Raw genomic sequence first — 22,498 nt, 5'->3', positions numbered from 1 at the left:
CCTGCCGGCCGACACCGCCGGACCGAGGCTCACGCGAGATGGTGCACCTGGGTGAGCGGGAGCCGGCTCGCCGGCGGCAGCCCCACGGGCATCCCGTCCACCAGGACGGGGCCGCCGTCGCGCGGCACCCGTACGTGCGGGACCCGCGTGTTGCGGACCATGTCCTCGCGGGCCAGCCCTCGCGAGCCGCGAATCGGCAGGTAGCTCGCCCCGGACGGCAGCGCCCGCCGCGCGGCCGCGTCCTCCAGGGCCTCGCGCGCGACGAAGACGTGCGCGAGACGCCGGGGCGCGTCGCCCATGGCGCCGAAGAACTTCCGGTAGGCCCGCGGCTGACCCGCCCGGGTGGACGCCGCGCCGGACGCGCTCACCCCCCAGGCCACGAACCCCGACTTCACGACCAGCTCGGGCTTCGCGCCGAACCACGCGGGATGCCACAACACGAGGTCGGCGACCTTGCCGGGAGCGATGCCGCCGATCTGGCCGGCCATCCCGTGCGCGATCGCCGGATTGATGGTGATCTTGGCGAGGTAACGCAGGACCCGCTCGTTGTCGTGGCGGCCGTGACGCTCCGACACCGCCTTGGCGTGCGCGGCGAGCTGCCACGTGCGGCGGGCCGTCTCGCCGACGCGTCCCATGCCCATCGAGTCGGAGTTGACGATGCTGACCGCGCCCACGTCGTGCAGGGCGTTCTCCGCCGCGATCGCGCTCGCCCGCACGCGGCTCCTCGTCACGTCGGCGTCGCCGGGCAGCAGCGCGTTCTGCCGGTGGACGGTCATCGTCATCGGGTACAGCTCCGCCACGGTGTTGACGGTGTACGGCAGCGTGGGCGTGGTCGAGGAGGCCAGCACGTGCGGGTGGGCGAGAATCTCCAGCAGGTCGGGATGCCCGCCGCCGCCCTCGACATGGTAGGCGTGCACCGTACGCCCCCGCGTCGCCCCGATCGTGTCCGAAAGCAGGCCCGACTCGTTGAGCGAGTCGGTGTGCAGCGCCACGGGCAGGTCGGCGGCGTCGGCCACCGCGAGGCATGTGTCGACGACGGCGGGCTGCGCGCCGAAGTCCTCGTGCACCTTGAACCCGCCCGCCCCGGCGACGACGGCCGCCTCCAGCGGCGCCGGCCGCACCGATGAGCCCCGGGCCAGGAACGCCACGTTCACCGGCACCTCCCGCCAGGCCTCGATCATCAGGTGCAGGTTGCGCCGGGGGTTGACGCCGATGTCCCACACGCCGCCGAGACCCATGCCGACCACGGTGGTCACTCCGGCCGAGAGCGCCACGTCGAGCAGCGCCGGGCTGGACAGGTGCACGTGCGAGTCGATGATGCCGGGAGTGACGATCATTCCCTCGGCGGGGATCATCGCCGTGTGCGGGCCGACCACGAGCTCCACGTCGTTCACCGCGTCCGGCGACCCGGCGCGGCCCAGCCCGGCGATCCTGCCGTCCTTGACGCCGATGTTGGTCTTGACCACGCCCAGCAGCGGGTCGAGGACGAGCGCGTTGGTGACGACGAGATCCAGCTCCGAGTCCCGGGGGGCGCTGGTGAGCAGCAGCCCTTCGCGCACGGTCTTGCCGCAACCTCCGAGCAGTTCGTCGCCTGCCTCGGTGTCGTCACGCTCCACCTCCACCACGAGGCCGGTGTCGGCCAGGCGCACCCGGTCGCCGGTGGTCGGTCCGTACACGGCCGCGTACGTCGCCCTGTCGAAGCTCATCCTTCGCCTCCCAGCGTGAGCCGGGGCGCGGTGGCCGCGCCCCCCAGCATGACCAGCCGCACGGTGATCGTCACCCCGGGCGGGAAACACAGGCTGCTGCCCGCCGGCACGTCCAGCCGGTGGCCGCGGGCCGCGTCCCTGTCGAACGACAGCGCCGCGTTGGCCTGCCAGAACGGGTAGTGCGACGACACGTGCACGTCGACGTCCGCGGTGTTGGTCACCTCGATCTCCACCCGGGCACGCCCCGGCGCCGGCGCCACCCGCTCCGCCGCCGGGAGGACGGCCCCCGGCTCCGCGGGGTCCGGCTCCGCGCCCAAGGGGTCGTCGACGGCCACGAGCGCCGTACCGGCCGGGAACAGCGCGTCCACCTCGACCCGGCGGACCAGCGCCGGGACGCCCGGCGCGGCCTGCTCGGCGCGCACCGCGCCGCGGCCCGCCGCGATCACCGCCTCCACCGGCAGCCCGTCCCAGGCGGCCTCGTACACCGTGTCGGCGACCAGCGCCACGACCTCAGGCGCGGACAGCGGAGCGCCCCTGGCGCGGCGGCGGCGGGCCAGCTCCGCCACGGTGAAGACGGTCAGGCGGTCGTGCTCCGCCGGGGTCAGATGCATCGGCCACCTCTACCAGTCGCGGACGAGTTCCATGGTCGAGCAGTGAATGCCGCCGCCGTTCTTCAGGACCTCGTCGTACGGCACCGGTACGATCTCCACGCCCTCGGCGGCCAGCCGGTCGGCGGTGCGCACACAGTGCGCGGGGAACAACAGCCGCCGCGGGCGGACGGTGAGCGAGTTGCACGCGTACTGCTCGTCCGGGTGCGGCGAGACGACCTTGATCCCGAGGTCGTCCAGCCGGGCCAGGAACGTGTGCGGCAGGCGGTGGGTGTTGGCCAGCGCCAGATCCTCGTCGACCATGTGGAACTGCCCGTCCACGTGGATCGTATAGCCGGGCAGCGGCACGGTCACCAGCTCGACGCCGAGCGGTTCGAGCATCCGGGCGAGCTGCCGCGCGCCTTCGGGGTTGCACCGGATCGACAGGCCGAACACCGCCAGGTCGCGCCGGAGCTTGACGAACGTGCCGCCCTCGGCGAGCCCCTCACCGATGACCGTGCCGAGGATCGGCATGCCGAGCGCGGCGATCGTCCTGGTCACCGACGCCTCCTCGCCGCGCCGCATCCTCGGGGCCAGACGGGTGATCACGGCGCCGCCCGGCACGGTCAGCATCGGGTCGCGGGTGAAGACCGATTTGGTGTGGCCCGGCATCTCGGGCGCCTCGACGACCTCGACGTCCTCTCCCCGCAGCGCGGCCAGCAGCGCCGCGTGCTGCTCCATCACCAGGTCCATGTCCGGGGCCTTGTCGCCGCGCCAGTACCACCGCCGCCCGGGGTCGACCAGCGCTCCCGCGCGCGGGTCCCACGCGTCGGCGGTGATGGCCGCCAGGCCGCTGCTCGGACGGCGCACCAGCACGGAGCGCAGACGGCTCACCTCGTCGGCGGCGCCCCAGCGGCGGCCCCAGTAACGTTCCAGCTCGGACGGGTCCTGGAAGGCCGGCGCCGGCTCGGGGCCGACCAGCTTGTGGTAGTAGTGCTCGGGCTGCGCTCCGTCGTCGGCGATGGTGCTCATGCTCGTTCCTTTCCGTACGTCACAACTCCGCCACCCGGAGCCGCCTGGCCGCCACGGCGGCGAACAGGGTGATCAGCGAGAACACGCACAACATCGCCGCGACCGTCCACAGGTTCTCCCCGGTCGCGGCCAGCAGCGCGGTCGCGGCCAGCGGAACGAACCCACTGATGGCCCCGGACAGGTTGTACGACAGGCCCACCCCCGAATAGCGCACCTCGCGGGCGAACATCTCGCTGAGCAGTTGCCCGCACGCCGCGTAGCTGACCGACACCAGCACCACGCCGAGCACCAGCCCGGCCGCGACGCCCGCCGCGCTGCCGAGGCCGACCAGCCAGAAGATCGGGAACGCCGCCAGCGCCGAGGCGGCCGCGCCCCACACGGCCACCGGCCCCGGCCCGACGCGGTCGGCGATCCGGCCGAACAGCGGGTAGAGGCACAGGTTGATGAACGACCCGAGGGTAGCCGCGTTGAGCAGCACGGTACGGTCGACGCCCACGGTGTCCGAGCCGTAGTTGACGAGGAACGTACCGCACAGGTAATAGCCGCCGATCCCGACGAACGACACCGCGACGCCCACCGCCAGGCGCCCGCCGCCGCCGCGGATCAGCTCGACGAGCGGCCGCTTGGCGGCGCGCTGCTCGGCCAGCATCTCCCGGAACACCGGCGACTCGTCCACCCTGCTGCGCACCCAGAGCGCGACCAGCAGCAGCGGGAAGCCCAGCAGGAACGGGACACGCCAGCCCCACGAGTCGAACTGCGCGTCCGGCAGGACGCTGACCAGCGCGAACACGGCCGTGGCCGTCAGCGAGCCGACCGGGGAGCCCATCTGCGGCATGACTCCGTAGATGCCGCGCTTCTCCTTCGGCGCGTGCTCGACCGCCAGCGTCGCGGCGCCGCTCCACTCGCCGCCGACGGACAGGCCCTGCAGCAGGCGGAGCGTGGCGAGCAGGATCGGCGCCGCCACCCCGATCTGCGCGTACGTCGGCAGCAGGCCGATGCACCCGGTGACGACGCCGATGAGGACGACGGTCACCATGAGGATGCGACGCCGGCCGTACCGGTCGCCGAGGTGGCCGAAAATGGCCGCTCCCAGGGGCCTGGCCACGAAACCGACGCCGAACGTGGCGAAGGAGGCCATCGTGCCCGCGAGCGGACTCAGCTGGGGAAAGAACTGGCTGTTGAAGACCAGCGCCGCCGCGGCGCCGTAGACGTAGTAGTCGTACCATTCCAGCGCGGTGCCCGCGAAAGCGCCCAGCGCGACTGTTCTGGGGTTGGTTTCCGGCCGCCGGGGGTGAGCCGTGGGTTGCATGATGACACCCTGTCGTGCCTCTGATCTGCGGTTCAATCGCCAATCGGCACCCGGGTGGCGTCGTTAGACTGTGCACTTGCACAGCGGGAGGGGTCACGGATGACGTCCGACGTGGTCGACCGGCTCTCGCGCGAGCTCGTGCGCGACGTCGCCCCGCTCGCCGACCGCTTCGTCGCCGAGATGGTCGACACCGGCGCCCCCTACGCCGGGACGGTCGTTGCCGAGGAGACGCTGCTGGCCGACGCCCGCCGCAGCCTTGAGCTGATCCTGCGGCTGGTCGGGCGGCTGCCGGTGCCGGAGCACGTCGCGGGCGCGTCCGCCGAGATCGGCGCGGCGCGGGCGGAGGCGGGAGTGCCGCTGGAGAGGCTGTTGCAGGCCGTACGCCTCGACGCCCGGGTCGTCTGGGACGCGTTGTGCCGGCGGGCCGGCCCCGGCGACCTGTCCAGCCTGGTGGCGCAGGCGCCGCGCGTGTGGGAGGCGGTGGAGCACCATTCCATGGGCATCATGGCCGCCTACCAGCAGCGGGTGCTGGAGATGGCCCAGGCCCGGCAGGACGAGCGGGCGCGGTGGTTCGCCCGGCTGCTGGAGTGCGACGGGCGCCATCCCGACATCCGGCGGCAGGTGTCCACCGTGCTCGGGCTCGACGAGGGCGCGTCGTTCGTGGTCGTGGCGTTCCCGCCGGGCCGCCTCGCGGCGCTCCGGCCCGTACGCGAGCGGCTCGGCGTCCTCGACGTCCGCGCGCACGAACAGGATCGGCCCGCCGGGCCGATCGTCGTGCTGCAGGTGCCCGAACGGGCGGGTCCCGGCGCGGCGGAGGGCTGGTTCCGCGGTCTCCGGTGCGCCGTGAGCCCGGCCGTCGAAGGGCTCGCGGAGGTGCCCAGGGCCGTGCGGCTGGCCGAGCTGACCCTGTACGCGCTGCCGCCGGACACGTCCGGGCCGACCGCCACCCGCGACCTGTGGCCGGCGATCGCGGCGGGGATGCTCGGCGAGTTCAGGACCGATCTCGTCCGCGACGCGCTCGGCGGGCTGGGCAAGCTGCCGGACCGCGACGTCACCAGGGTGCTGGAGACCGTGGAGCGCTATCTGCGCACCGGGTCGGTCGCGGCGACGGCCCGGCAGCTCTACTGCCACCGCAACACGGTGCTCAACCGGCTGCACCAGTTCGCCGCCGCCACCGGCCGCGACGTCATGTCCTCGGCCGACGCCACCGTCGTCACCCTGGCGCTTCGGGCCCGCACGTACGAGTGACCTGTTCTTCGTGGCGCACTTCGGGCTGCGGTCCAAGAGCGGGCGCGAAGTGCCGTACCGGTTACCCGGCTGGGCGTCCTGGCCGGCCTCCGGTGGCGGGTGGGCGCGGCGGGTCAGTACTGGTTCGTCTTGGCGTCCAGGGCGAGCCCGGCGTCGATCTCCTCCGCGGCAACCTTCAGGCCCATGTGGTCCTTGGCGATCCGCCCCAGCGTGGGCAGGCTCCCGCGGTCGGGCCACGTCGTGGTGTCCCACAACGACGAGCGCAGGAACGCCTTCGCGCAGTGCATGTAGAGCTCCTCGACGTCGACGAGGAGCGCCAGCCGCGGCCGCTTGCCCCGTACCACGAGGTCGTCGAGGAAGGGGGCGTCCGACACGAGTGTCGCGCGGCCGTTCACGCGCAGGGTCTCGTTCATGCCCGGAACGATGAACAGCAGCCCGACGTGGGGGTTCTCCAGCACGTTGCGGAAGCTGTCGACCCGGTGGTTGCCTGGCCGGTCGGCGAGCACCAGCCGGTGGTCGTCGAGCACCAGCACCGACCCGGCGGGGTCTCCCCGGGGTGAGACGTCGCAGATCCCGTCGGCGTTGGCGGTCGACAGCAGCACGAACGGCGAGTGGGCGATGATCGTGCGCGCGTGCTCGTCGATGCGCGCGATGTCCTTTTCCCAGATGGATCGGGATGGTTCCTTCACGATCTCCCGGAGTTCGGCCTCGGTCGTCACCGTACGGATATCAGAAGGATTCACCATCAGAACAAGGTAAGCCTCACCGACCGGGGTGTCGAGATCGGCCCATGCCACGGGTACCGCCCGGAGGCGTGGGGCACGGGTCGGCCGGCCGGGATGCGGTTCCTGACAGCGGGTTGCAAGCCGGCATCAGGCGTACCGCTGGCATGGACTGCCGATAATGGCCTCACCGAGCGAGAGACGGGAGCACTATGACGCTGGAGATCAAGGTTCTTGGGCCGTTCGAGGTCACCTTGGATGGCGGGTCGCTGAAGCTGGCCGGCGAACGCCGGGTCGGCCTCCTCGCCCGGCTGGCCTTGAACGCCGGGCAACCGGTCTCCTCCGAACGACTCCTCGCCGACGTCTGGGCCGAGAGCACGGCGTCCACCGCCGGCAAACAGCTGCACATCGTGGTGTCGAAGCTGCGTGAGCTGCTGTCCGACGACATCATCGAGACCGTCCCCGGCGGCTACCGGCTGAACCTCGCGCCGGAGCACGTCGACGCCCACCGGTTCACGCGTCTGGTCCGACAGGCGCGGGACGCCGGGGCGCGGCATGACGGCGCGACGGCGAGCAAGCTGTTCCGGCAGGCACTCGCGCTGTGGCGGGGCGACGCGCTGGCCGACATGACGGCCACCTGGGCGCAGATCGAGGCCGCCCGTCTCCGGGAGGAGCGCCTGACGGCTGAGGAGGACCACGTCGACCTGCGCCTGGCCGCCGGCGACCACCATGCGGTGGCGGCCGAGCTCGCCGCGCACGTCAGGCGGCATCCGCTGCGGGAGCGCCCGCGCGCCCAGCTGATGCTGGCGCTCTACCGGGATTCCCGACCGTCCGACGCGCTCGCGGCCTACCAGGAGGGCCGGCGCGTCACGGTCGACGAGCTGGGCGTCGAGCCGGGAGCCAAGCTGCGCCGGCTCCAGCGCGCGGTACTCACCGGGGACCCGGCGCTCGACCTGGCCTCCCAGGGGTCCGGCCCGCCTGGCGTGCTGGCCGAGCTGCCGTCCGACACGCAGGTCTTCACGGCCCGTGCCACCGAGGTCGCCTGGCTCGACAAGGCGATCGCCGACGCCGCGCCCGGTGTGCCGGCCATCGCCGCGATCGACGGAGCGGGAGGCATCGGCAAGTCGGCCCTGGCCGTCCACGCCGCCCACGCCATGGCCCACCGCTTCACCGACGGTGTGCTGTACGTCGACCTCAACGGCGCCGCTGCCGGGCGCCCGCCGCTGCAGCCCATCGAGGCGCTCGGCCACTTACTGCGCGCGCTGGGGCTCGACGGCTCGGCCGTGCCGCCCGAGCTGGAGGAGGCCGCGGCCCGCTACCGCAGCCTCACGTCCAACCGCAACCTGCTGATCATCCTCGACAACGCCCGCCACGCCCACCAGGTGCGCCCGCTCATCCCCTCCGGTGACGCCTGCGCGGTCATCGTCACCAGCCGGCAGGCCATGGTCTCGCTGGACAACGCGCACCATCTCCACCTGACGGGTCTCGACCACGCCGACGCCGTCGCCCTGCTCGCCCGCATCGCCGACCCCGGCCGCGTCCAGGCCGAGCCGCAGGCAGCAGAGCAGATCGTACGGTTGTGCGACGGCCTCCCCCTGGCCGTCCGCATCGCGGCGGCACGCCTGGCCGCACGCCCCGACTGGACGTTGTCCTACCTCGCGGACCGCCTCACCGACGCCGCCCGCCGCCTGGACGCCCTCGAACACGCCGACCTGGCCGTCCGCGCCTCCATCGCCGTCAGCCATCACCACCTGCGCGAAGAGCCCACCGGCCACGACGCCGCCCACCTGTTCACCTTCCTGGGGCTCCTCGACCTTCCCACGTTGACCCCGGGCGCCACCGCCGCCCTGGTCGGCTGGCCGGTGCTCAGAGCCGAAGCCGCGCTGGACCGGCTGCTCGACGCCCGCATCCTCGAACCCGCACAGCACGGCGGCTGCCGGGTGCACGACCTGGTCCGCCTCTACGCCCGCGAGCAGGCCGCCGTGGACATCCCCGTTTCCGAACGCGCCGCCGCGGTCCACCGCACGCTCCAGCACTACCTGGCCACCGCCCAGGCCGCGAACCTGCTGATCGATCCCGGCACGGACGCGCCGACGAACTCGTACCCGGCCGACAGGCCCGGCGCCGACCTGCCCACCGTCGAGGCGGCGAACGCGTGGGCCGAAAGTGAGCGGGACAACCTCCTCGCCGCCGCCCACCGGGCCGCCGACACCAGTGCCGCCGGCACTGCGATCGGTCTCGCGCAAGCCATCTACTGGCTCTTCTGGCGCAAGGGGTGGCTCACGGAACTCCCCGGACTGCTGGAGAAGACGCTGGACATCGCCGAGCGGAGCGGCGACGAGGTGGGCCTGGCCATGGGGCACACGGCGATCGGGGCCGTCTTCCAGGAGCAGGGCCACTTCGCGGCCTCCGTCCATCACCTCAAGGAATCCCTCGCCTGCTGGGATCGCACGGGACAGTTCGGTCGCAAGGCCGGCTCGTACAACGACCTCGGCATCACGTACACCATGCTCCAGCAGTACGACGACGCGCTGGACGCCCTGGACAACGGCCTCGCCATGACCCGGGCGAGCGGTCGCCGGGCCCACGAGGCGGCCGTGCGCAACAACCGCGTCCACGTCTTCTACCGGCAGGGGAGGTTCGAGGAGGCGATCGAGGAGGGCCGCCGGATCCTCGACCTCTGGAGCGAGCTGGGGATCCCGTCGGGAGAAGGGATAGGTCACGACACCTTCGCCGACGCCTGCCGGGCGGCGGGCCGGCTCACCGAGGCCGCCGGTCACTACCGGGAGGCCATTCGCATCCAGCACGAGACCGGCCAGTACCTCGGGGAGGCGGTGTCCTCCTGGTGGCTCGGCCAGACGCTGTACGACCTCGGCCGGCACGACGACGCGCGGGAGTCGTGGCGGCGTTCGCTGAACCTCCTGCGGGACGCCAACCTCCTCGCGGCGGAGGAGGTGCTCCAGTTGCTCGCGCAACCCGTACCCGACGTGCCGCTGCCCATCAGGAACCAGCTCTGAGCCGCCGCCGCGCGCCGGCGTCGCGTCCGTACGTCCGGGTCAGCCCACGCACAGCTCGGCGAAGCGCCGGGCGCTGACGTTGCCGCCCGAGACGACGACGCCGACACGACCGGGCAAGCGCTCCACGCGCCCCGCCAGCAGCGCCGCCAGACCGGCGGCGCCGCTCGGCTCTACGACGATCTTCAGGCGTTCGAACGCGAACCGCATCGCCTCGCGGATCTCGTCGTCGGTGACCAGCGCCACGGCCTCGACCAGCCGTTGATTGATCGCGAACGTCAGCTCGCCCGGCGTGGCCACGGCCTGGCCGTCGGCGATGGTACGCGGCACGTCGATGACGACGCGCCGCCCCGCCTCCAGCGAACGCCTGGTGTCGTCGCCCGCCTCCGGCTCGACACCGACCACGCGCATGGCGGGGTCCAGGCCCTTGACGGCGGTCGCGCAACCCGCGATCAGCCCGCCACCGCCGACCGGTGCCAGCAGCAGGTCGAGCCTCCCCGCTTCCTGCAGCAGTTCGAGCGCCGCCGTGCCCTGCCCGGCGATCACATGCGGATGGTCGTAGGGCGGGATGAGCGCGAGCCCCCGCTCGGCGGCCAGCTCCTCGGTGAGCGCCGCGCGGTCACCGGTGTAACGGTCGTACGTGACGACTTCGGCGCCGTAGCCGGCGGTCGCCTCCAGCTTCGAGCGCGGAGCGTCCTCGGGCATGAGGATCACGGCGTTGGTGCCGAGCACCCGGGCCGCCAGGGCGACGGCCTGTGCGTGGTTGCCCGACGAGTAGGCCGCGACGCCCTTGGCCAGTTGCCCGCGCGGCAGCCGCGAGACGGCGTTGTAGGCGCCGCGGAACTTGAACGCCCCGACCCGCTGGAAGTTCTCGCACTTCAGCAGCACCTCGGCGCCCACCAGCTCGTCCAGCGTGCGGGAGCGCAGCACGGGAGTACGGTGCACGACCCCGTCGAGCCGCGCCGCGGCGTCGCGGACGTCGTCCAGGGTGACCGGGGGAACGGACGTCATGCGGTGTCTCCCTTCGTGGCGCCCGGATGTCCGGACGCGAGCGCGTGGTCACTGGTCGAACCGGGTGCGAGCCGGGCCTGCAGGCCGTCGAGGAGCGCGTGCAGGCCGAAGTGGAACGCGGCGTCGGCCGGTTGCGTCGTGGCGGCGTCCATGGCGGCTCCGGCGCGGGCGCGCAGGGCGATCTCGCCGAAGACGTGGTCGGCGGCGAGCACCACCAGCTTGTCCTTGCTCCGCACGTGGTGGTACACCGCCGTGGCGGCACAGCCCAGCTGGGCTCCGAGCCGCCGCATGTTCAGCCCGTGCACGCCCTCGGCGTCCAGCACCTCGATGGCCGCCCGGACGATCTGCTCCTTGGTGAGGGTGTCACGCGGCATGACGTGAGGCTATCGGAGCTCCTGCCCGTGACCGCGCCGCTCCCGTCGCGGGTGAAGAAGCCACGCTGCCCCTTCAGCCCACCCTCGGTGATGATGTACTCCTCGTTCGGCAGCAGGCCGAGGGCGGCCGGCGGATGGTCCGGGGGCATGTCGGCCTGCGACGCCCGGCGGATCTCCGGCTTGGTCCCGACCGCGAGCGCCCGCGCCCTCGCCTCGTCGTGCGGGATCGGCACGGGGTCGCGCTCGGTCACGCCCCTGTGCCGTGCGCGTGCACCTCCATGATTTGAACTTAGTTAAACACGGAGGTTACGCAGTTTTCGAACCATGTGGAAACGAGGTTGATCAGACCGCGGCGAGCAGCCGGGCGAGTTCGGCCGGCCTGGTGATCATGGGCCAGTGGCCCGAGTCGATGTCGACCAGGTCGACGTGCCTGGCCCTGGCCAGCTCGGGGAGGTCGCCGGCGTCCAGCCACTCCCGCGCCTGGGCGGGGGTGTATTCGGGGCACACGAGGACGACAGGCACGTCGTAGCGTCGTTCGTCCGTCAGGCGTACCAGCCCCTTGGCCACCCCCTCGGGGACGGGGATCGCGGCGGCCTCGAAGCGCAGCCTGGCCTCCTCGTCGAGGTCGGCGGAGTCAGGCCCCTCGAACGGACCCCAGCCGGGGAAGGGCATGACGCCGCCCTTCACCTCGAAGAAGTCGGCGTAGCGGTCGCCGTCGGCGGCAGGGAAACCGCCGACGAGCGCCACCTTGGCGACCCGCTCCGGCCGCGCGTCGGCGGCCAGCCACGCCAGGGTGGAGGCGGCGGAGTGCCCCACCACCAGGGGCCTGCCCGGCGCCGCGTCCACGGCCGCGAGCACGGTCGCCACCTGGTCGTCGAGCGTGGCCGACACGGATCCGTCGCCCTGGCCCGGGAGGGTGACCGGCACGGGACGGTGGCCGAGCGCCCTGAGCTCGGGCATGACCTCGTCCCACGCCGATCCGTCGAGCCACAGGCCGCCGATGAGCACGATGTCCATGGTCAGACCTCTTTCTGCAGTGCGGTCAGATCACGTTCGCTGTAGAGCCGGTGCTCCCATTCCTCGTTGAGGACGATGGCCAGACAGCCCTTGAGCGGGAAGTTCTCCTCCTGGGGCCAGCCGGGCTCCGTACGCGTCACCTTCGACTTGAGCCGCTCGTCCGTGAGCGTCTCCATGACGCCGCGGACCATCGCCTGGCGTTCGCGCCGGACCGCGAGCACCTCGTCGAGGCAGGGCCGCGCCTCGCGGTCCCACGGGATGCCGTCCCACCCGGGGGCGTCGTCCCACGGCAGGTCCAGCGGGTGCCACGGCGAGGGATCACCGAGGACCATCCGGCCCACCCAGGCGGCACTGGCGAAGTTGAGATGCCGCAGCGTCTGGATGAAGGACCACTCCTCGTCGACGCCGCGGTGGAGCGCCGCTTCCGGGAACGTCCGCGCACGCGCGACCGTGCCCTCCCACAGCCGCTCCAGAACCGCCCACGCCTCCCGGAACCCGTCGACGTCCTCTGGACGCATCTTCGCCCGCTCGGGCAAGCGGCGGTCCAGTTCGGCCTCGACGAGCGGGGCGATGTCGACGCCGTTCACGACGACGTTGCGCAACTCGCCGGTGATCTCGACGTCGACCAGCTCGACGCCGCGCAGCCGGCTGCCGTTGAACATGACGTCGCGGATGTCGGCCTGCCTGAAGTCGACAGCCCGCAGGCGGGCGCCGTTGAGTGACACGTCGGCGAAGGTGGCGTCGCGGAGCTTCACGCGTTCGAAGCGTGCGCCGCTGAGGTTCTGCTCGTGGAACTCCGTCATGCGACCAGACGATAGGACCGGTTCCGGATGATTTACTTCCGGTTCCCGCCACGACCACTTAGTCTGCTCGTATGCCGGCCGACCTCAGCCCCACCGCACGGGCCCTGCGCGCCCTGGAGACCCTCCAGGCCCGCCCCGGCGTGACCGCCGGCGAGCTCGCCGCCCGCCTGGGCGTCACGGAGCGGGCCGCACGCCGGTACATCGGCATCCTGCGGGAGGCGGGCATCCCCGTCGAGTCGGCCAGGGGCCCCTACGGCGGCTACCGGCTCGGGCGCGGCACCAGGCTGCCGCCCGTGGCCTTCACCGAGCCCGAGGCCCTCGGCCTCGTCATGGCGGTGCTCGACGGCCAGCCGGCCGCCGCCGACGCCGACGACCTCGTCGGCGCCGCCCTGAGCAAGGTCATCCGCGCTCTTCCCGAGAGCGTCGGCAGGCAGGCGGCGGCGCTGCGCGAACACGCGTCGGCCGCGCCCGACCCGCGCTCCGCCCGGCCTGACCCGGCCACCACCAGCGCGCTCGTCGCCGCCGTCGCGGACCGGCGCCGCCTCGTGGTCGCCTACCGGAGCGAGTCCGGCAACGAGTGGGAGGCCGACGTCGATCCCTGGGCGGTCGTCGTCCGCCACGGGCGCTGGTACCTGCTGTGCCATTCCCACCACGCGGGCGCGATCCGTACCTACCGGGTCGACCGGATCCGCGGGCTGCGGCGGACCGCGTACACGTTCGAGCCGCCCGGCGACCTCGACCCGGTCGCGGCGCTGGAGGAGAACCTGGGCACGGGATGGAAGTTCCCCACGCGGGTGGTGTTCGACGCCCCGCCCGCCGAGGTGGCGCCCTGGATCCGGCCTCCCATGGGACGCCTCGAACCGCTGGGCGAAGGGTGCGTGCTCACCGGGAGCACCAGCAACCCCACGATGTACGCACAGGAGTGGCTGGCCTGCGTACCGCTCGCCTTCCGCGTCGAGGGCGGACCGGAGCTGCGGGCGGCGACCGCCGCGCTGGCCTCCCGCTTCGCCGCCGCCGTGGCGGACGATCCCGCCCGGCATCCCACCGAGCCAACCGAGCTCTACGACCTGTAGAGTACGAACTCCGTCGGGCGAAAGGTGAAGCATGCTGCGTTGGTTCCGGATTGTGGCGGTGGCCGAGGCGTGTTCGTGGGCGGGCCTGCTGGCCGGGATGTTCTTCAAGTACGTGACCGCCACCGGCGAGCTCGGCGTGAAGGTGTTCGGGCCGATCCACGGGGCGATGTTCGTGTTGTACGGGCTCGGCGTGGTGCTCTCGGCGCGGGAGGCGGGCTGGAGCAGGGGCGCCGTGGTGCTGGGCCTGGCGTGCTCGGTGCCGCCGTTCACCTCGTTGTGGTTCGAACGCCGGATGGCGGCGCGCGCCGCGGTCGGCCGGACCGCCTGACCGCACCGGCCACCAGTGCCGGTTCCCCTTGTGAATAGGGGCGTCCTGAATATTTCTTCAACTTCACCGATCTCCGCGCCTCTCGGACAGGTCATGTGAAACGCGGCTCACCTGGCCCCGGACGATGCACATAGTGCTGAAGGCGGCTACAGTACGCTGCAACCATAGCGTCCTTGGAGCAGCATCATGGCGAAGCGCATCGTTGAAACTTTTATCGACGACATCGACGGAAGTGAAGCCGAGGGGACCACCGCGTTCGCCCTCGACGGCACTAACTACGAGATCGACCTGTCCGGCGAGAACAGGGAGAAGTTGGAGAAGGCCCTGGCGCCCTTCATCACCAGGGCCCGCGCGGTCCGCGCGGAGCGGACCCGTGGGCGGCGTGGCACCGGCGGCTCGTCCCGGTCCATCAGCCGTGAGAAGTCCACCGAGATCAGGCGGTGGGCCAAGGCTCAGGGGCTCCCGGTGAGCGAGCGCGGCCGCATCGCCGCCACCATCGTGCAGCAGTACGAAGCGGCCCACTGAGCGGACACGCCCGGGCCCGGCGCCGCCCTATTGGAAACGGAGCCGCCGGCACCATCGAGCCGCGCGGGCGAGCGCATCTCCATAAGTCAGGGAATTGCGGCCAGAGCCGAGTTCATGGAGCACGGCCCACCGCCGCCGGTGCAGAACAAAGGCAGCCAGCGGTTTACTGGCGCCGCTTTGAATAAAGGTTAATCGCGACCGCGCCGGCGGCTCTTCACCGCGGGCGACGCCTGGCTTGTCGACGGGCCCTGAGGCCGGCGGTGCCGACCCTTCCGACCGCGGACCTCGCCGCCTCGACGTCACCGCTCCCGCGTGGGGCCACGGGCCCCAAATCTCAGAAGCGGTATCGGGCAGAGGCGTTGGACCCTACGTTGGGGTGTTGATGACCCCGAACACCACTCATTCCCCCAGTTGTCCATCCGCCACCCGCCCTTCACCGGGCCCTCAGGTATGACCATGGCACCAACTCCCCCGCAGCCGATCCGCATCTTGTTCGTCGGAGGCCATGGCAGGTCGGGCAGCACCCTGGTCTCCCGCGCGCTCGGCGCGGCCGAGGGCGCGACCTGCGTCGGCGAACTGCGCTACCTCTGGACCCAGGGCGTGACCAAGAACCAGCTCTGCGGATGCAGCAAGAGGTTCCGCCGGTGCGCCTTCTGGCAGGAGGTCGGCCAGGCCGCCTTCGGCGGCTGGCGGAACGTCGACGCCGCCGAGATGGCCCGGCTGCACCGCTCCGTCATGCGCATCAGGCACGTCCCGCGCCACGTCCTGCCGGGCTCCACGGGAGCCTTCGGCCAACGCGTCCACCGGTACGCCGAGACCATGGCCGCCGTCTACCGGGGAATCGCCGAGGTCAGCGGGAGCCGGTTGATCATCGACTCCTCCAAGTTCCCCACCTCGGCGCTGCTGCTGCGCCGAGTCTCCGGCATCGACCTGCGCATCGTCCAGCTCGTACGCGGCCCGCACGGCGTCGTGCACTCCTGGTCGCGCAAGGTCCAGCGCGCCGACAAGAACGGCCGGCTGATGGCCACCCACTCACCGGCGCAGACCGCCGCCGAGTGGCTGGCCTTCAACGCCGCCATCGAGGCGTTCCGCCTGACCAGCACCCCGTGGACACTCCTGCGTTACGAGGACTTCGTGGCCCGGCCGCAGCGCGAGTTGTCGCGGGTGCTGGAGTTCGCCGGCCTACCGGGGGCCGGCACCCAGTTCCTCGGCGACGGCACGATCGACCTGCCCGCCGACCACAGCGTGGCGGGCAACCCGATGCGCATCCGTACGGGTGTGGTGCCGCTGAGGGCGGACGAGGAGTGGCGCTCGGCGATGCGCCCGTCCCGCCGCCGCATGGTCACCGCCTTCACCGCCCCCGGCATGCTGCGCTACGGCTACCCGCTGCGCTGACCCGTACAACGGCGGGGCGCCGGCGCGCCGGCCCCCGCCTTACGGGGACGCGAGGGCGGCGACCGTGAAGCGGCGGTTGGCCAGGCTGGGATTCTTGGCCCGCACCTGCTCGATCCGCTCGGCCGACAGGGGGCCCGACGCGAGGCCCTCCGACTCGCCGGCCGACGCGACGATCGTGCCCATCGGGTCGATGATCATGCTCTGGCCGGTGCAGTTGGGGCCGGACTGGCCGGCCATGACCATGTAGGACGTGTTCTCGATCGCGCGGGCGCGGGCCAGCGTGACCCAGTGGTCCTCCTTGGCGGGGCCGGCCACCCAGGCGGCGGGCACGATGACGGCGTTCGCGCCGGCGTCCACGAGCAGCCGGGAGATCTCGGGGAAGCGCAGGTCGTAGCAGGTCATCACGCCGAACGTGAGCCCGCCCATGGCGAAGGTCAGCGGCGTGAACTCCGCGGGCTGGATGCGGTCGGACTCCTTGTAGCCGAAGGCGTCGTAGAGGTGCACCTTGCGGTAGACGCCGATGCGCCGGCCGTCGGCGTCGAAGGCGACCACGGTGTTGGAGGCGCGCGGGTTCTCCGGCAGTTTCTCCGTCATGCCGGCGACGACCGCGATGCCGTGGCGCTTGGCGGCCTCGCCGACCGCGGACACGAACGGGCCGTCCAGCGTCTCCACGGCGCCGCTGATGTCGGCGGTGACGTCGGGGTTGCTGTACATCGCGTTCTCGGGCAGCACGACCAGGTCGAGCCCCTCGCCTGCGGCGCGCTCGATCAGCCCCTGCACCTTCGCGAGGTTCGACTCCTTGTCGGTGGTGGCGCCGAACTGGGCCACAGCGATCTTGATGCTCATCTGAACTCCTTAACGAACGGCGGTCACGCGAAGTACTTGGCCGCGCCTGAGTAGTCGGAAATGCGGCCGCCCGCCGCGATCGCCTCGCGGGCGGGAATCTCGGCGTCCTCCTTCTTCTTCAGCACCGCCGCGATCTCCAGTGCCTCGGCCGGGTCCAGGATCGCCACCCCGTCGGAGTCTGCGAACACCACGTCACCCGGGGACACCACGACGCCGCCGATCGACACGGGCACGTTGATGGACCCCTCGATGCCGGAGATCCGCGTGGTGTGGGCGGCGATACCCCGCGAGTAGGCGGGGAACCCGTACCCGGCCATCTCCTCGATGTCGTTGATCCGCCCGTCGATGACGGCGCCCACCGCTCCCCTGGTCTTGGCCGTGAACGACACCAGCCCGCCGAAGCACGACCGCTGCTCGTCACCGCTCTGCTCGACGACGAGGACGTCACCGGGCCGCAGGTCGTCGACCGCGACGTGCACGGCGGTCGAGTCGAGATGCGGCAGGCGCACCGTCACCGCGGTGCCGACGAACTTCAGCGGCCGCCCGTTGGGCGTCAGCCCTCGGGGGAAACCGTGGTCGCGCAGGTGGCCGAGGGTCGAGGTGCAGACCTGGCTCAGGGCCTCGGCGATGCGGGGATCGATCGAGGGGGCGGACGGATGACGGACGAACATGAAACAACTCCTGACAAATGATATCTGCAGGTCCTAGCGCAGGACCTTCTTCAGGCCGGCCGCCCGTTCGATGATCACCATGAACAACACGCTGATGGCGATCAGTACGACCGACAGCGCCGCGATCTGCGGATCTGTCCGGCTCTCCACGTAGTGGAAGATCTCGACGGGCAGAGTGGTGGCCTGCGGCCCGACGACGAAGAGGGAGATCACCGCCTCGTCGAAGGAGATGAGGAAGGCGATCACGCCGCCGGCCAGCACCCCGGGGGCGATGAGCGGCAGGGTCACGCGGGTGAAGGTGCGCCAGGGGGACGCCCCCAGGGTGCGGGCGGCCTCCTCGCACGAGCGGTTCATGGTCATCAGGCTCATCGAGGTGGTCCTGACGACGTAGGGCACCGTGATGGCCAGGTGGGCGACGATGAGCCCGCCGTACGTGCCGGTGATCTTGAGAGGGGCGAGGACCAGCAGCAGCGCGAGCCCGAGGACGATGGCCGGCACCATCAGCGGTGACAGGAAAAATCCGGACATGACCTCGCGGAACCGGAACTCGTGCCGCGTCAGCGCTATCGCGACGGGCACCCCGATCAGCAGCGCCAGCAGCGCCACCCCCACGCCCACCACGGCGCTCACCTGGAAGCCGTGGATGAACTCCGCGTTCTGGGCCAGGCGCTCGTACCACTGGAAGGTGAAACCCCGCGGCGGGAAGGACATCGTCGACTGCGCGTCGAACGAGATGACCAGCACCATGAGGATGGGCGCCAGGAGGAACAGGTACAGCAGGGTCACGACCACCCTGGTCGGCCAGCCTCTGAACTTGGATGTCACGCCGTCCCCCTACTGGGCCTCGATGCGCCGCAGCGCCCGCTGGTAGATGACGATGACGACGGCGAAGAGCGCGAGCAGGATGAACGCGATCGCCGCCGCGAACGGCCAGTTGAGCGTCGCCGTAGCCTGGTCGTAGATCTCGGTGGCCAGGTAGAAGACCTTTCCGCCGCCGACCAGCCGCGGCGTGACGAACGAGCTGATCGTCAGCACGAACACCAGCAGCGCCCCGGTCAGCACGCCGGGCATGCTGAGCGGCCACACGATCCGCCAGAAGGTGCGCCAGCGGTTGGCTCCGAGGCTCTGCGCCGCGTGCTCCAGCTCCTGATTGAACCGGCCGAAGCCCGCGAGCAGGCAGAGGATCATGTAAGGCATCATGATCTCGACCAGCGCGATGTACACACCGATCCGGTTGTTGATCAGCGCGAGCGGCTGGTCGACCAGGCCGGCGCCCATGAGCGCCTGGTTCACCACACCCTGGTTGCCGAGCAGGACGAGCCACCCGTACGTACGGACGACCGAGCTCGTCAGCAGCGGCGCGACGGCCAGCGCCACCAGGATGCCCTTGAACCTGGACTCGGTCCTGACCAGGAACAACGCGATCGGGTACGACACCACGATCGTCAGCACCGTCACGCCGAGGCCCAGCAGCGTGGTCTCCCACGCCATGTCCCAGTAGTAGGAGTCGCCGACGAACTGCGCGTACGAGTCGAGGGTGAACGTCTCCTCGATGTATCCGGTGGAGTCCCCGCGGTTGAAGCTCATCCGCAGGAGCCAGGCCAGCGGCAGCACGAACGAGACGGCCAGGCCGAGCAGCCCGGGAACCGTCAGGCCCAGCACGGTCAGCCGCGCGGAGCGGGTCTTCGCACTCATGTCAGTACCAGGGCGTCCTCGGTCTGCCAGGACAGCCGCACGGTCGTTCCGCGCTCCAGGCGTTCCGCCGCGCCGGCCACGGACTGGACGGACACGGTGTTGTCCCCGACCCGCACGCCGTACTCGATGGAGTCGCCCACGTAGACGACCGTCTCGACGGTGCCGTGGGCGTCGTCGGCCGCCGCCTTGCTCACCTGCATGCGGTGCGGGCGGACCAGCACGGTCGCGGGCCCTTTCGCGCCCTGGTCGTCCACGGCCCGCATCTGTCCCAGCCCTGCCACGTCGAGCTCCGCGACGCCGCCCGCGGTGTGCGTGATCTGGGCGTCGAAGAGGTTGGCGCGGCCGATGAAGTTGGCGACGAACCGGTTGGCGGGGTGCTCGTAGATCTGCTCGGGCGTCCCGACCTGCTCGATGACGCCCTCCGACATGACCACGATGCGGTCGGACACGGCCAGCGCCTCGTCCTGGTCGTGGGTGACGAACACGGTGGTGATGCCCAGCTTGCGCTGGATCGAGCGGATCTCCTCGCGCATGGTGTCGCGCAGCTTGGCGTCCAGGTTGGACAGCGGCTCGTCGAGCAGCAGCACCGCCGGCTCGATGACCAGGGCGCGGGCGAGCGCGACCCGCTGCTGCTGGCCACCGGAGAGCTGCTTGATGCGGCGGCCGCTCAGGTGGCCGAGCCTGACCAGGTCGAGCGCCTCCTCGACCCGCCGCTTGGCCTCCGCCTTGGAGGTGCGGCGCATCTCCAGGCCGAAGGCGACGTTGCGCGCGACGTTCAGGTGGGGGAAGAGCGCGTAGTTCTGGAAGACCAGGCCCATGCCGCGCTGGTGGACGGGGGTCCTGGTCAGCTCCTTGCCGTCCAGGTGAATGCGGCCCGAGGTCGCCTCGACGAGGCCGGCGATCATCCGCAGGGTGGTCGTCTTGCCGCACCCGGAAGGGCCGAGGAGCGAGACGAACTCGCCCTGGTCGATGCCCAGCGTGAAGTCCGCGACGCTGGGACGCTCCGCCCCTGGATATTTCTTGACGATGTCGTCGAGCTGCAGGAAGGACATCTGTCGCCTCAGCTCGCCAGGATCTCGCGGCGCCACAGCTGCGTCCACTTCTCGCGGTTGGCGGCCACCTGCGTCCAGTCGACCTGGAGGATCTCCGCGGACTTCGCCGGGTCGAGCGAGGTGCGCTTCAGCGCCTTCTCGCTCGGCTTCGCCTTGGTGTTCGTGGGTGCGTAGTACATGGCCTCGGTGAAGGATTCCTGCGACTCGGGGCTCAGCGTGTAGTTGATGAAGGTCTGCGCGGCGGCGGGAGACGGCGAGTCCTTCACCAGGTTGATGGTGTTGATCTGGAAGATGGTCTGCTCGTCCACGATGGCCACTTTCAGCTTGCCGTGGCTCTCGTCGGCGTAGTACTGGCCGCGGGCGTTCCAGCCGACGGCCAGCGCCGCGGTCCCCGACTGCACGAGCGTGTACGAGTCGGGCTGGGGCGACCAGGTCTGCACGTTCGGCGCCAGCTGCTTGAGCCGGGCCACGCCCTGGTCGACGGACTTGGTGTAGTCGCCGCCCGCCTTGGCGTTCTCGATGAGCATGAGGCCGGCGCCCTGGATGTCCGGCTGGGCCGGCACCACGACCTTGCCCTTGTACTTGGGGTCCCACAGGGCGTTCCACGAGGTGGGGGCGGGGCTGACGGATTCGTTGTAGAGCAGGACGAGGCTGTCGAACGTCACCGCGGGGCCGTAGTTCCCCTCGACCTTGCCGCGCGGGTCGATGTCCTTCATGTTCGGCACCTTGGCCGGGTCGAGCGGCTGGAACACCTCGGACTTGTTACCGGTGCCGGAGGTGGAGATGTCCATGATCGAGACGTCGGTGTCGGGGCTGTTCCGCGCGGCGCGCAGGGACGCCAGGTTCTCGGCGGAGTTGGCCGAGCCGACGAACTTCACCTTGATCTTCGGGTATTTCTTCTGGAACGGCTCGATGACCGACTTCTTGAAGACGTCCTCGAAGATTCCCGAATATCCCTTGACGGTGATGGTTCCTGAGTCGGGCGCGTTGTTGGTGGGGGTGCTGGAGCTACCGGAACAGCCCGCCACCGTGGCCAGCGCGATGGCGAGCAGCCCGCCGGCCAGCGGCTTCAACTTCATGGTGGTTCTCCTTGTGACGACCGGGCCGACGACGGGGCGACGATCACGGGGTCGAGCTGCTGCAGCGCCATCTGCCGTGAATACGACTTGTCGATGTGCTGCCGCACCAACGTTTCCGACTTGTCCGGATCTTTCTCCTTGAGTGCGGCCTGGATCGCCCGGTGGTCCTCGTTGGTGTTCTCCATGCCGAGCGTGCTGTGGGCCATGTACCAGATCCGCAGGGATCCGCAGTTGAGCCGGTTCACCGCCTCCGCCAGAAACGGGTTGTCGGTCGACTTCGCGATCTCCAGGTGGAACTGGTGGTCGTACTCGATGGCCTCGTACGGCTGGCCGGCCACGATCTCGTCGTCGATGCGATCGCAGATCCGTTCCAGCTCGTCCAGTTGCGCGAGGGTGGCACGCCTGGCCGCCAGCCGTGCCACGGGCTCCTCCAGGAGGTGGCGCGACTCGTACAGCCTGGACAGATCCCTGACCCGGATCCCGCGCACGTAAGGGGTGCGGTGCGGCGGGTAGTTGACGAACTGCTCGTCGGCCAGCTTCTTGAGCGCCTCCCTGATGGGGGTGCGCCCGAACCCGTAGCGGGTCGAGAGCATCGCGTCATCCAGGGGCATGTCCTCGGCGAGGTCCCCTGTGACGATCGCCCTGCGCAGCACGTGGTACGCCTGCTCCGTCTTTGTCCGTCCGGTCAAGGTCATCCGTATACCCTCGATATATCTGAAGTACAAGGAAAGTACGAGACGCTCCACAACGAGGTCAAGACCCTGAGCTCAGCTACCGTGATCGGTCATCGAAGGACCGTTGCCGTTCGGCGCCACCGTCGAGGTCCTGTCGAACGCCTGGGCGGGCGCCCCGGTCCAGTCCGTCCATCTGGTGAGCCTGTCCGTGACGATCCTCGTCGGCGGCGTCGTCGCGGCCGTGTTCTTCCGGTGGGACTGACCGAGGGCCGCGCGGAGCTCGGACGCCGAAGACCTGGCCTTTTGCCCGAAGTGGGGCTTAGGATCGGGCAGCGAT

23 protein-coding genes are annotated in these 22,498 nt (G+C 71.0%); 7 read left to right on the top strand and 16 right to left on the bottom strand.

Annotation, left to right across the window (positions count from 1 at the left end; translation table 11 throughout):
• Positions 1-29 precede the first annotated feature (29 nt).
• The 4 genes from E1267_RS10440 to E1267_RS10425 are packed head-to-tail and all read right to left on the bottom strand — an operon-like array spanning position 30 to position 4,634.
• The gene (locus E1267_RS10440) at positions 30-1,706 is read right to left on the bottom strand and encodes an urease subunit alpha (protein WP_132332217.1); all 1,677 of its coding nucleotides are present in this window, start codon (positions 1,704-1,706) and stop codon (positions 30-32) included.
• Positions 1,703-2,317, bottom strand: a complete 615-nt coding sequence (locus E1267_RS10435) for an urease subunit gamma (protein WP_132332216.1) — start codon at positions 2,315-2,317, stop codon at positions 1,703-1,705. The genes E1267_RS10440 and E1267_RS10435 overlap by 4 nt, the downstream gene beginning before the upstream one ends.
• A gap of 9 nt (positions 2,318-2,326) precedes the next feature.
• A complete protein-coding gene (locus tag E1267_RS10430; protein WP_132332215.1) occupies positions 2,327-3,325 on the bottom strand; it encodes a dimethylarginine dimethylaminohydrolase family protein in 999 nt (332 codons plus the stop codon).
• 19 nt (positions 3,326-3,344) lie between these two features.
• Positions 3,345-4,634: an MFS transporter gene (locus E1267_RS10425; RefSeq protein ID WP_132332214.1), complete on the bottom strand. Its 1,290-nt coding sequence runs from the start codon at positions 4,632-4,634 to the stop codon at positions 3,345-3,347.
• A 99-nt stretch (positions 4,635-4,733) separates the two neighbouring features.
• On the opposite strand from E1267_RS10425, the gene E1267_RS10420 reads away from it, so the two are divergent.
• Positions 4,734-5,882, top strand: coding sequence for a PucR family transcriptional regulator (locus E1267_RS10420; RefSeq protein WP_132332213.1), 1,149 nt, complete (start codon positions 4,734-4,736; stop codon positions 5,880-5,882).
• Positions 5,883-5,995: 113 nt separating this feature from the next.
• On the opposite strand, the gene E1267_RS10415 is transcribed toward E1267_RS10420, so the two are convergent.
• The gene (locus E1267_RS10415; protein WP_165959546.1) at positions 5,996-6,628 is read right to left on the bottom strand and encodes a pyridoxamine 5'-phosphate oxidase family protein; all 633 of its coding nucleotides are present in this window, start codon (positions 6,626-6,628) and stop codon (positions 5,996-5,998) included.
• 188 nt (positions 6,629-6,816) lie between these two features.
• Between E1267_RS10415 and E1267_RS10410 the strand changes: the two genes are divergently transcribed.
• Complete coding sequence (locus E1267_RS10410) at positions 6,817-9,621, top strand: AfsR/SARP family transcriptional regulator (protein WP_132332212.1); 2,805 nt, start codon at positions 6,817-6,819, stop codon at positions 9,619-9,621.
• Between the two features lie 39 nt (positions 9,622-9,660).
• Here the strand turns inward: E1267_RS10410 and E1267_RS10405 are convergent, their stop codons facing one another.
• From E1267_RS10405 to E1267_RS10385, 4 genes are all read right to left on the bottom strand, one after another.
• On the bottom strand, positions 9,661-10,629 hold the full coding sequence (locus E1267_RS10405) for a pyridoxal-phosphate dependent enzyme (RefSeq protein ID WP_132332211.1): 969 nt from the start codon (positions 10,627-10,629) through the stop codon (positions 9,661-9,663).
• The gene (locus tag E1267_RS10400) at positions 10,626-11,003 is read right to left on the bottom strand and encodes a TetR/AcrR family transcriptional regulator (protein WP_132332210.1); all 378 of its coding nucleotides are present in this window, start codon (positions 11,001-11,003) and stop codon (positions 10,626-10,628) included. The genes E1267_RS10405 and E1267_RS10400 overlap by 4 nt, the downstream gene beginning before the upstream one ends.
• 342 nt (positions 11,004-11,345) lie before the next feature.
• Entirely contained in the window at positions 11,346-12,020 is a 675-nt protein-coding gene (locus tag E1267_RS10390; RefSeq protein ID WP_132332209.1) for an alpha/beta fold hydrolase, read from the bottom strand.
• A 2-nt stretch (positions 12,021-12,022) separates the two neighbouring features.
• Positions 12,023-12,823 (bottom strand): DinB family protein, encoded by an 801-nt coding sequence (locus tag E1267_RS10385; RefSeq protein ID WP_132332208.1) that lies wholly within the window; start codon positions 12,821-12,823, stop codon positions 12,023-12,025.
• 71 nt (positions 12,824-12,894) lie between these two features.
• On the opposite strand from E1267_RS10385, the gene E1267_RS10380 reads away from it, so the two are divergent.
• The 4 genes from E1267_RS10380 to E1267_RS10365 all read left to right on the top strand — a co-directional run bounded on the left by E1267_RS10380 (position 12,895) and on the right by E1267_RS10365 (position 16,144).
• Positions 12,895-13,896: a helix-turn-helix transcriptional regulator gene (locus tag E1267_RS10380; RefSeq protein WP_132332207.1), complete on the top strand. Its 1,002-nt coding sequence runs from the start codon at positions 12,895-12,897 to the stop codon at positions 13,894-13,896.
• Between the two features lie 31 nt (positions 13,897-13,927).
• Positions 13,928-14,224 carry a DUF3817 domain-containing protein gene (locus E1267_RS10375; RefSeq protein WP_132332205.1) on the top strand — a complete coding sequence of 99 codons (297 nt, stop codon included), beginning with the start codon at positions 13,928-13,930 and terminating at the stop codon, positions 14,222-14,224.
• Between the two features lie 186 nt (positions 14,225-14,410).
• On the top strand, positions 14,411-14,749 hold the full coding sequence (locus E1267_RS10370; protein WP_132332203.1) for a histone-like nucleoid-structuring protein Lsr2: 339 nt from the start codon (positions 14,411-14,413) through the stop codon (positions 14,747-14,749).
• A gap of 456 nt (positions 14,750-15,205) precedes the next feature.
• Complete coding sequence (locus E1267_RS10365) at positions 15,206-16,144, top strand: sulfotransferase (RefSeq protein WP_165959545.1); 939 nt, start codon at positions 15,206-15,208, stop codon at positions 16,142-16,144.
• Positions 16,145-16,183: 39 nt separating this feature from the next.
• On the opposite strand, the gene E1267_RS10360 is transcribed toward E1267_RS10365, so the two are convergent.
• The 7 genes from E1267_RS10360 to E1267_RS10330 are packed head-to-tail and all read right to left on the bottom strand — an operon-like array spanning position 16,184 to position 22,176.
• Positions 16,184-16,990 (bottom strand): carbon-nitrogen hydrolase family protein, encoded by an 807-nt coding sequence (locus E1267_RS10360; RefSeq protein WP_181957776.1) that lies wholly within the window; start codon positions 16,988-16,990, stop codon positions 16,184-16,186.
• 23 nt (positions 16,991-17,013) lie between these two features.
• Positions 17,014-17,661: an RraA family protein gene (locus E1267_RS10355; protein WP_132332200.1), complete on the bottom strand. Its 648-nt coding sequence runs from the start codon at positions 17,659-17,661 to the stop codon at positions 17,014-17,016.
• Between the two features lie 33 nt (positions 17,662-17,694).
• Positions 17,695-18,486 (bottom strand): ABC transporter permease, encoded by a 792-nt coding sequence (locus tag E1267_RS10350; RefSeq protein WP_220449407.1) that lies wholly within the window; start codon positions 18,484-18,486, stop codon positions 17,695-17,697.
• A 9-nt stretch (positions 18,487-18,495) separates the two neighbouring features.
• Complete coding sequence (locus E1267_RS10345; protein ID WP_132332199.1) at positions 18,496-19,356, bottom strand: ABC transporter permease; 861 nt, start codon at positions 19,354-19,356, stop codon at positions 18,496-18,498.
• Entirely contained in the window at positions 19,353-20,408 is a 1,056-nt protein-coding gene (locus tag E1267_RS10340) for an ABC transporter ATP-binding protein (RefSeq protein WP_132332197.1), read from the bottom strand. Before E1267_RS10340 ends, E1267_RS10345 begins: the two co-directional genes overlap by 4 nt.
• Before the next feature lie 8 nt (positions 20,409-20,416).
• A complete protein-coding gene (locus E1267_RS10335; protein ID WP_132332195.1) occupies positions 20,417-21,487 on the bottom strand; it encodes an ABC transporter substrate-binding protein in 1,071 nt (356 codons plus the stop codon).
• Positions 21,484-22,176, bottom strand: coding sequence for a GntR family transcriptional regulator (locus tag E1267_RS10330; RefSeq protein WP_161714416.1), 693 nt, complete (start codon positions 22,174-22,176; stop codon positions 21,484-21,486). The genes E1267_RS10335 and E1267_RS10330 overlap by 4 nt, the downstream gene beginning before the upstream one ends.
• A gap of 109 nt (positions 22,177-22,285) precedes the next feature.
• On the opposite strand from E1267_RS10330, the gene E1267_RS44195 reads away from it, so the two are divergent.
• Positions 22,286-22,423 carry a hypothetical protein gene (locus E1267_RS44195; RefSeq protein ID WP_165959544.1) on the top strand — a complete coding sequence of 46 codons (138 nt, stop codon included), beginning with the start codon at positions 22,286-22,288 and terminating at the stop codon, positions 22,421-22,423.
• Positions 22,424-22,498: the final 75 nt, after the last annotated feature.

Source organism: Nonomuraea longispora, from assembly GCF_004348345.1.
GTDB classification, from domain to species: Bacteria; Actinomycetota; Actinomycetes; order Streptosporangiales; family Streptosporangiaceae; genus Nonomuraea; species Nonomuraea longispora.
The sequence above is the reverse complement of the archived record's forward strand: the minus strand, read 5'-3'. Positions and strand labels throughout refer to the sequence as shown.

Coding starts and splice junctions, on each gene's coding strand:
- E1267_RS10370 (WP_132332203.1), top strand. CDS start 14,411: ATGGCGAAGCGCATCGTTGAAACTTTTATCGACGACATCGACGGAAGT.
- E1267_RS10380 (WP_132332207.1), top strand. CDS start 12,895: ATGCCGGCCGACCTCAGCCCCACCGCACGGGCCCTGCGCGCCCTGGAG.
- E1267_RS10430 (WP_132332215.1), bottom strand. CDS start 3,325: ATGAGCACCATCGCCGACGACGGAGCGCAGCCCGAGCACTACTACCAC.
- E1267_RS10420 (WP_132332213.1), top strand. CDS start 4,734: ATGACGTCCGACGTGGTCGACCGGCTCTCGCGCGAGCTCGTGCGCGAC.
- E1267_RS10435 (WP_132332216.1), bottom strand. CDS start 2,317: ATGCATCTGACCCCGGCGGAGCACGACCGCCTGACCGTCTTCACCGTG.
- E1267_RS10425 (WP_132332214.1), bottom strand. CDS start 4,634: ATGCAACCCACGGCTCACCCCCGGCGGCCGGAAACCAACCCCAGAACA.
- E1267_RS10365 (WP_165959545.1), top strand. CDS start 15,206: ATGGCACCAACTCCCCCGCAGCCGATCCGCATCTTGTTCGTCGGAGGC.
- E1267_RS10415 (WP_165959546.1), bottom strand. CDS start 6,628: ATGGTGAATCCTTCTGATATCCGTACGGTGACGACCGAGGCCGAACTC.
- E1267_RS10355 (WP_132332200.1), bottom strand. CDS start 17,661: ATGTTCGTCCGTCATCCGTCCGCCCCCTCGATCGATCCCCGCATCGCC.
- E1267_RS10335 (WP_132332195.1), bottom strand. CDS start 21,487: ATGAAGTTGAAGCCGCTGGCCGGCGGGCTGCTCGCCATCGCGCTGGCC.
- E1267_RS10390 (WP_132332209.1), bottom strand. CDS start 12,020: ATGGACATCGTGCTCATCGGCGGCCTGTGGCTCGACGGATCGGCGTGG.
- E1267_RS10360 (WP_181957776.1), bottom strand. CDS start 16,990: ATGAGCATCAAGATCGCTGTGGCCCAGTTCGGCGCCACCACCGACAAG.
- E1267_RS10440 (WP_132332217.1), bottom strand. CDS start 1,706: ATGAGCTTCGACAGGGCGACGTACGCGGCCGTGTACGGACCGACCACC.
- E1267_RS10375 (WP_132332205.1), top strand. CDS start 13,928: ATGCTGCGTTGGTTCCGGATTGTGGCGGTGGCCGAGGCGTGTTCGTGG.
- E1267_RS10400 (WP_132332210.1), bottom strand. CDS start 11,003: ATGCCGCGTGACACCCTCACCAAGGAGCAGATCGTCCGGGCGGCCATC.
- E1267_RS10410 (WP_132332212.1), top strand. CDS start 6,817: ATGACGCTGGAGATCAAGGTTCTTGGGCCGTTCGAGGTCACCTTGGAT.
- E1267_RS10385 (WP_132332208.1), bottom strand. CDS start 12,823: ATGACGGAGTTCCACGAGCAGAACCTCAGCGGCGCACGCTTCGAACGC.
- E1267_RS10405 (WP_132332211.1), bottom strand. CDS start 10,629: ATGACGTCCGTTCCCCCGGTCACCCTGGACGACGTCCGCGACGCCGCG.
- E1267_RS10345 (WP_132332199.1), bottom strand. CDS start 19,356: ATGAGTGCGAAGACCCGCTCCGCGCGGCTGACCGTGCTGGGCCTGACG.
- E1267_RS10340 (WP_132332197.1), bottom strand. CDS start 20,408: ATGTCCTTCCTGCAGCTCGACGACATCGTCAAGAAATATCCAGGGGCG.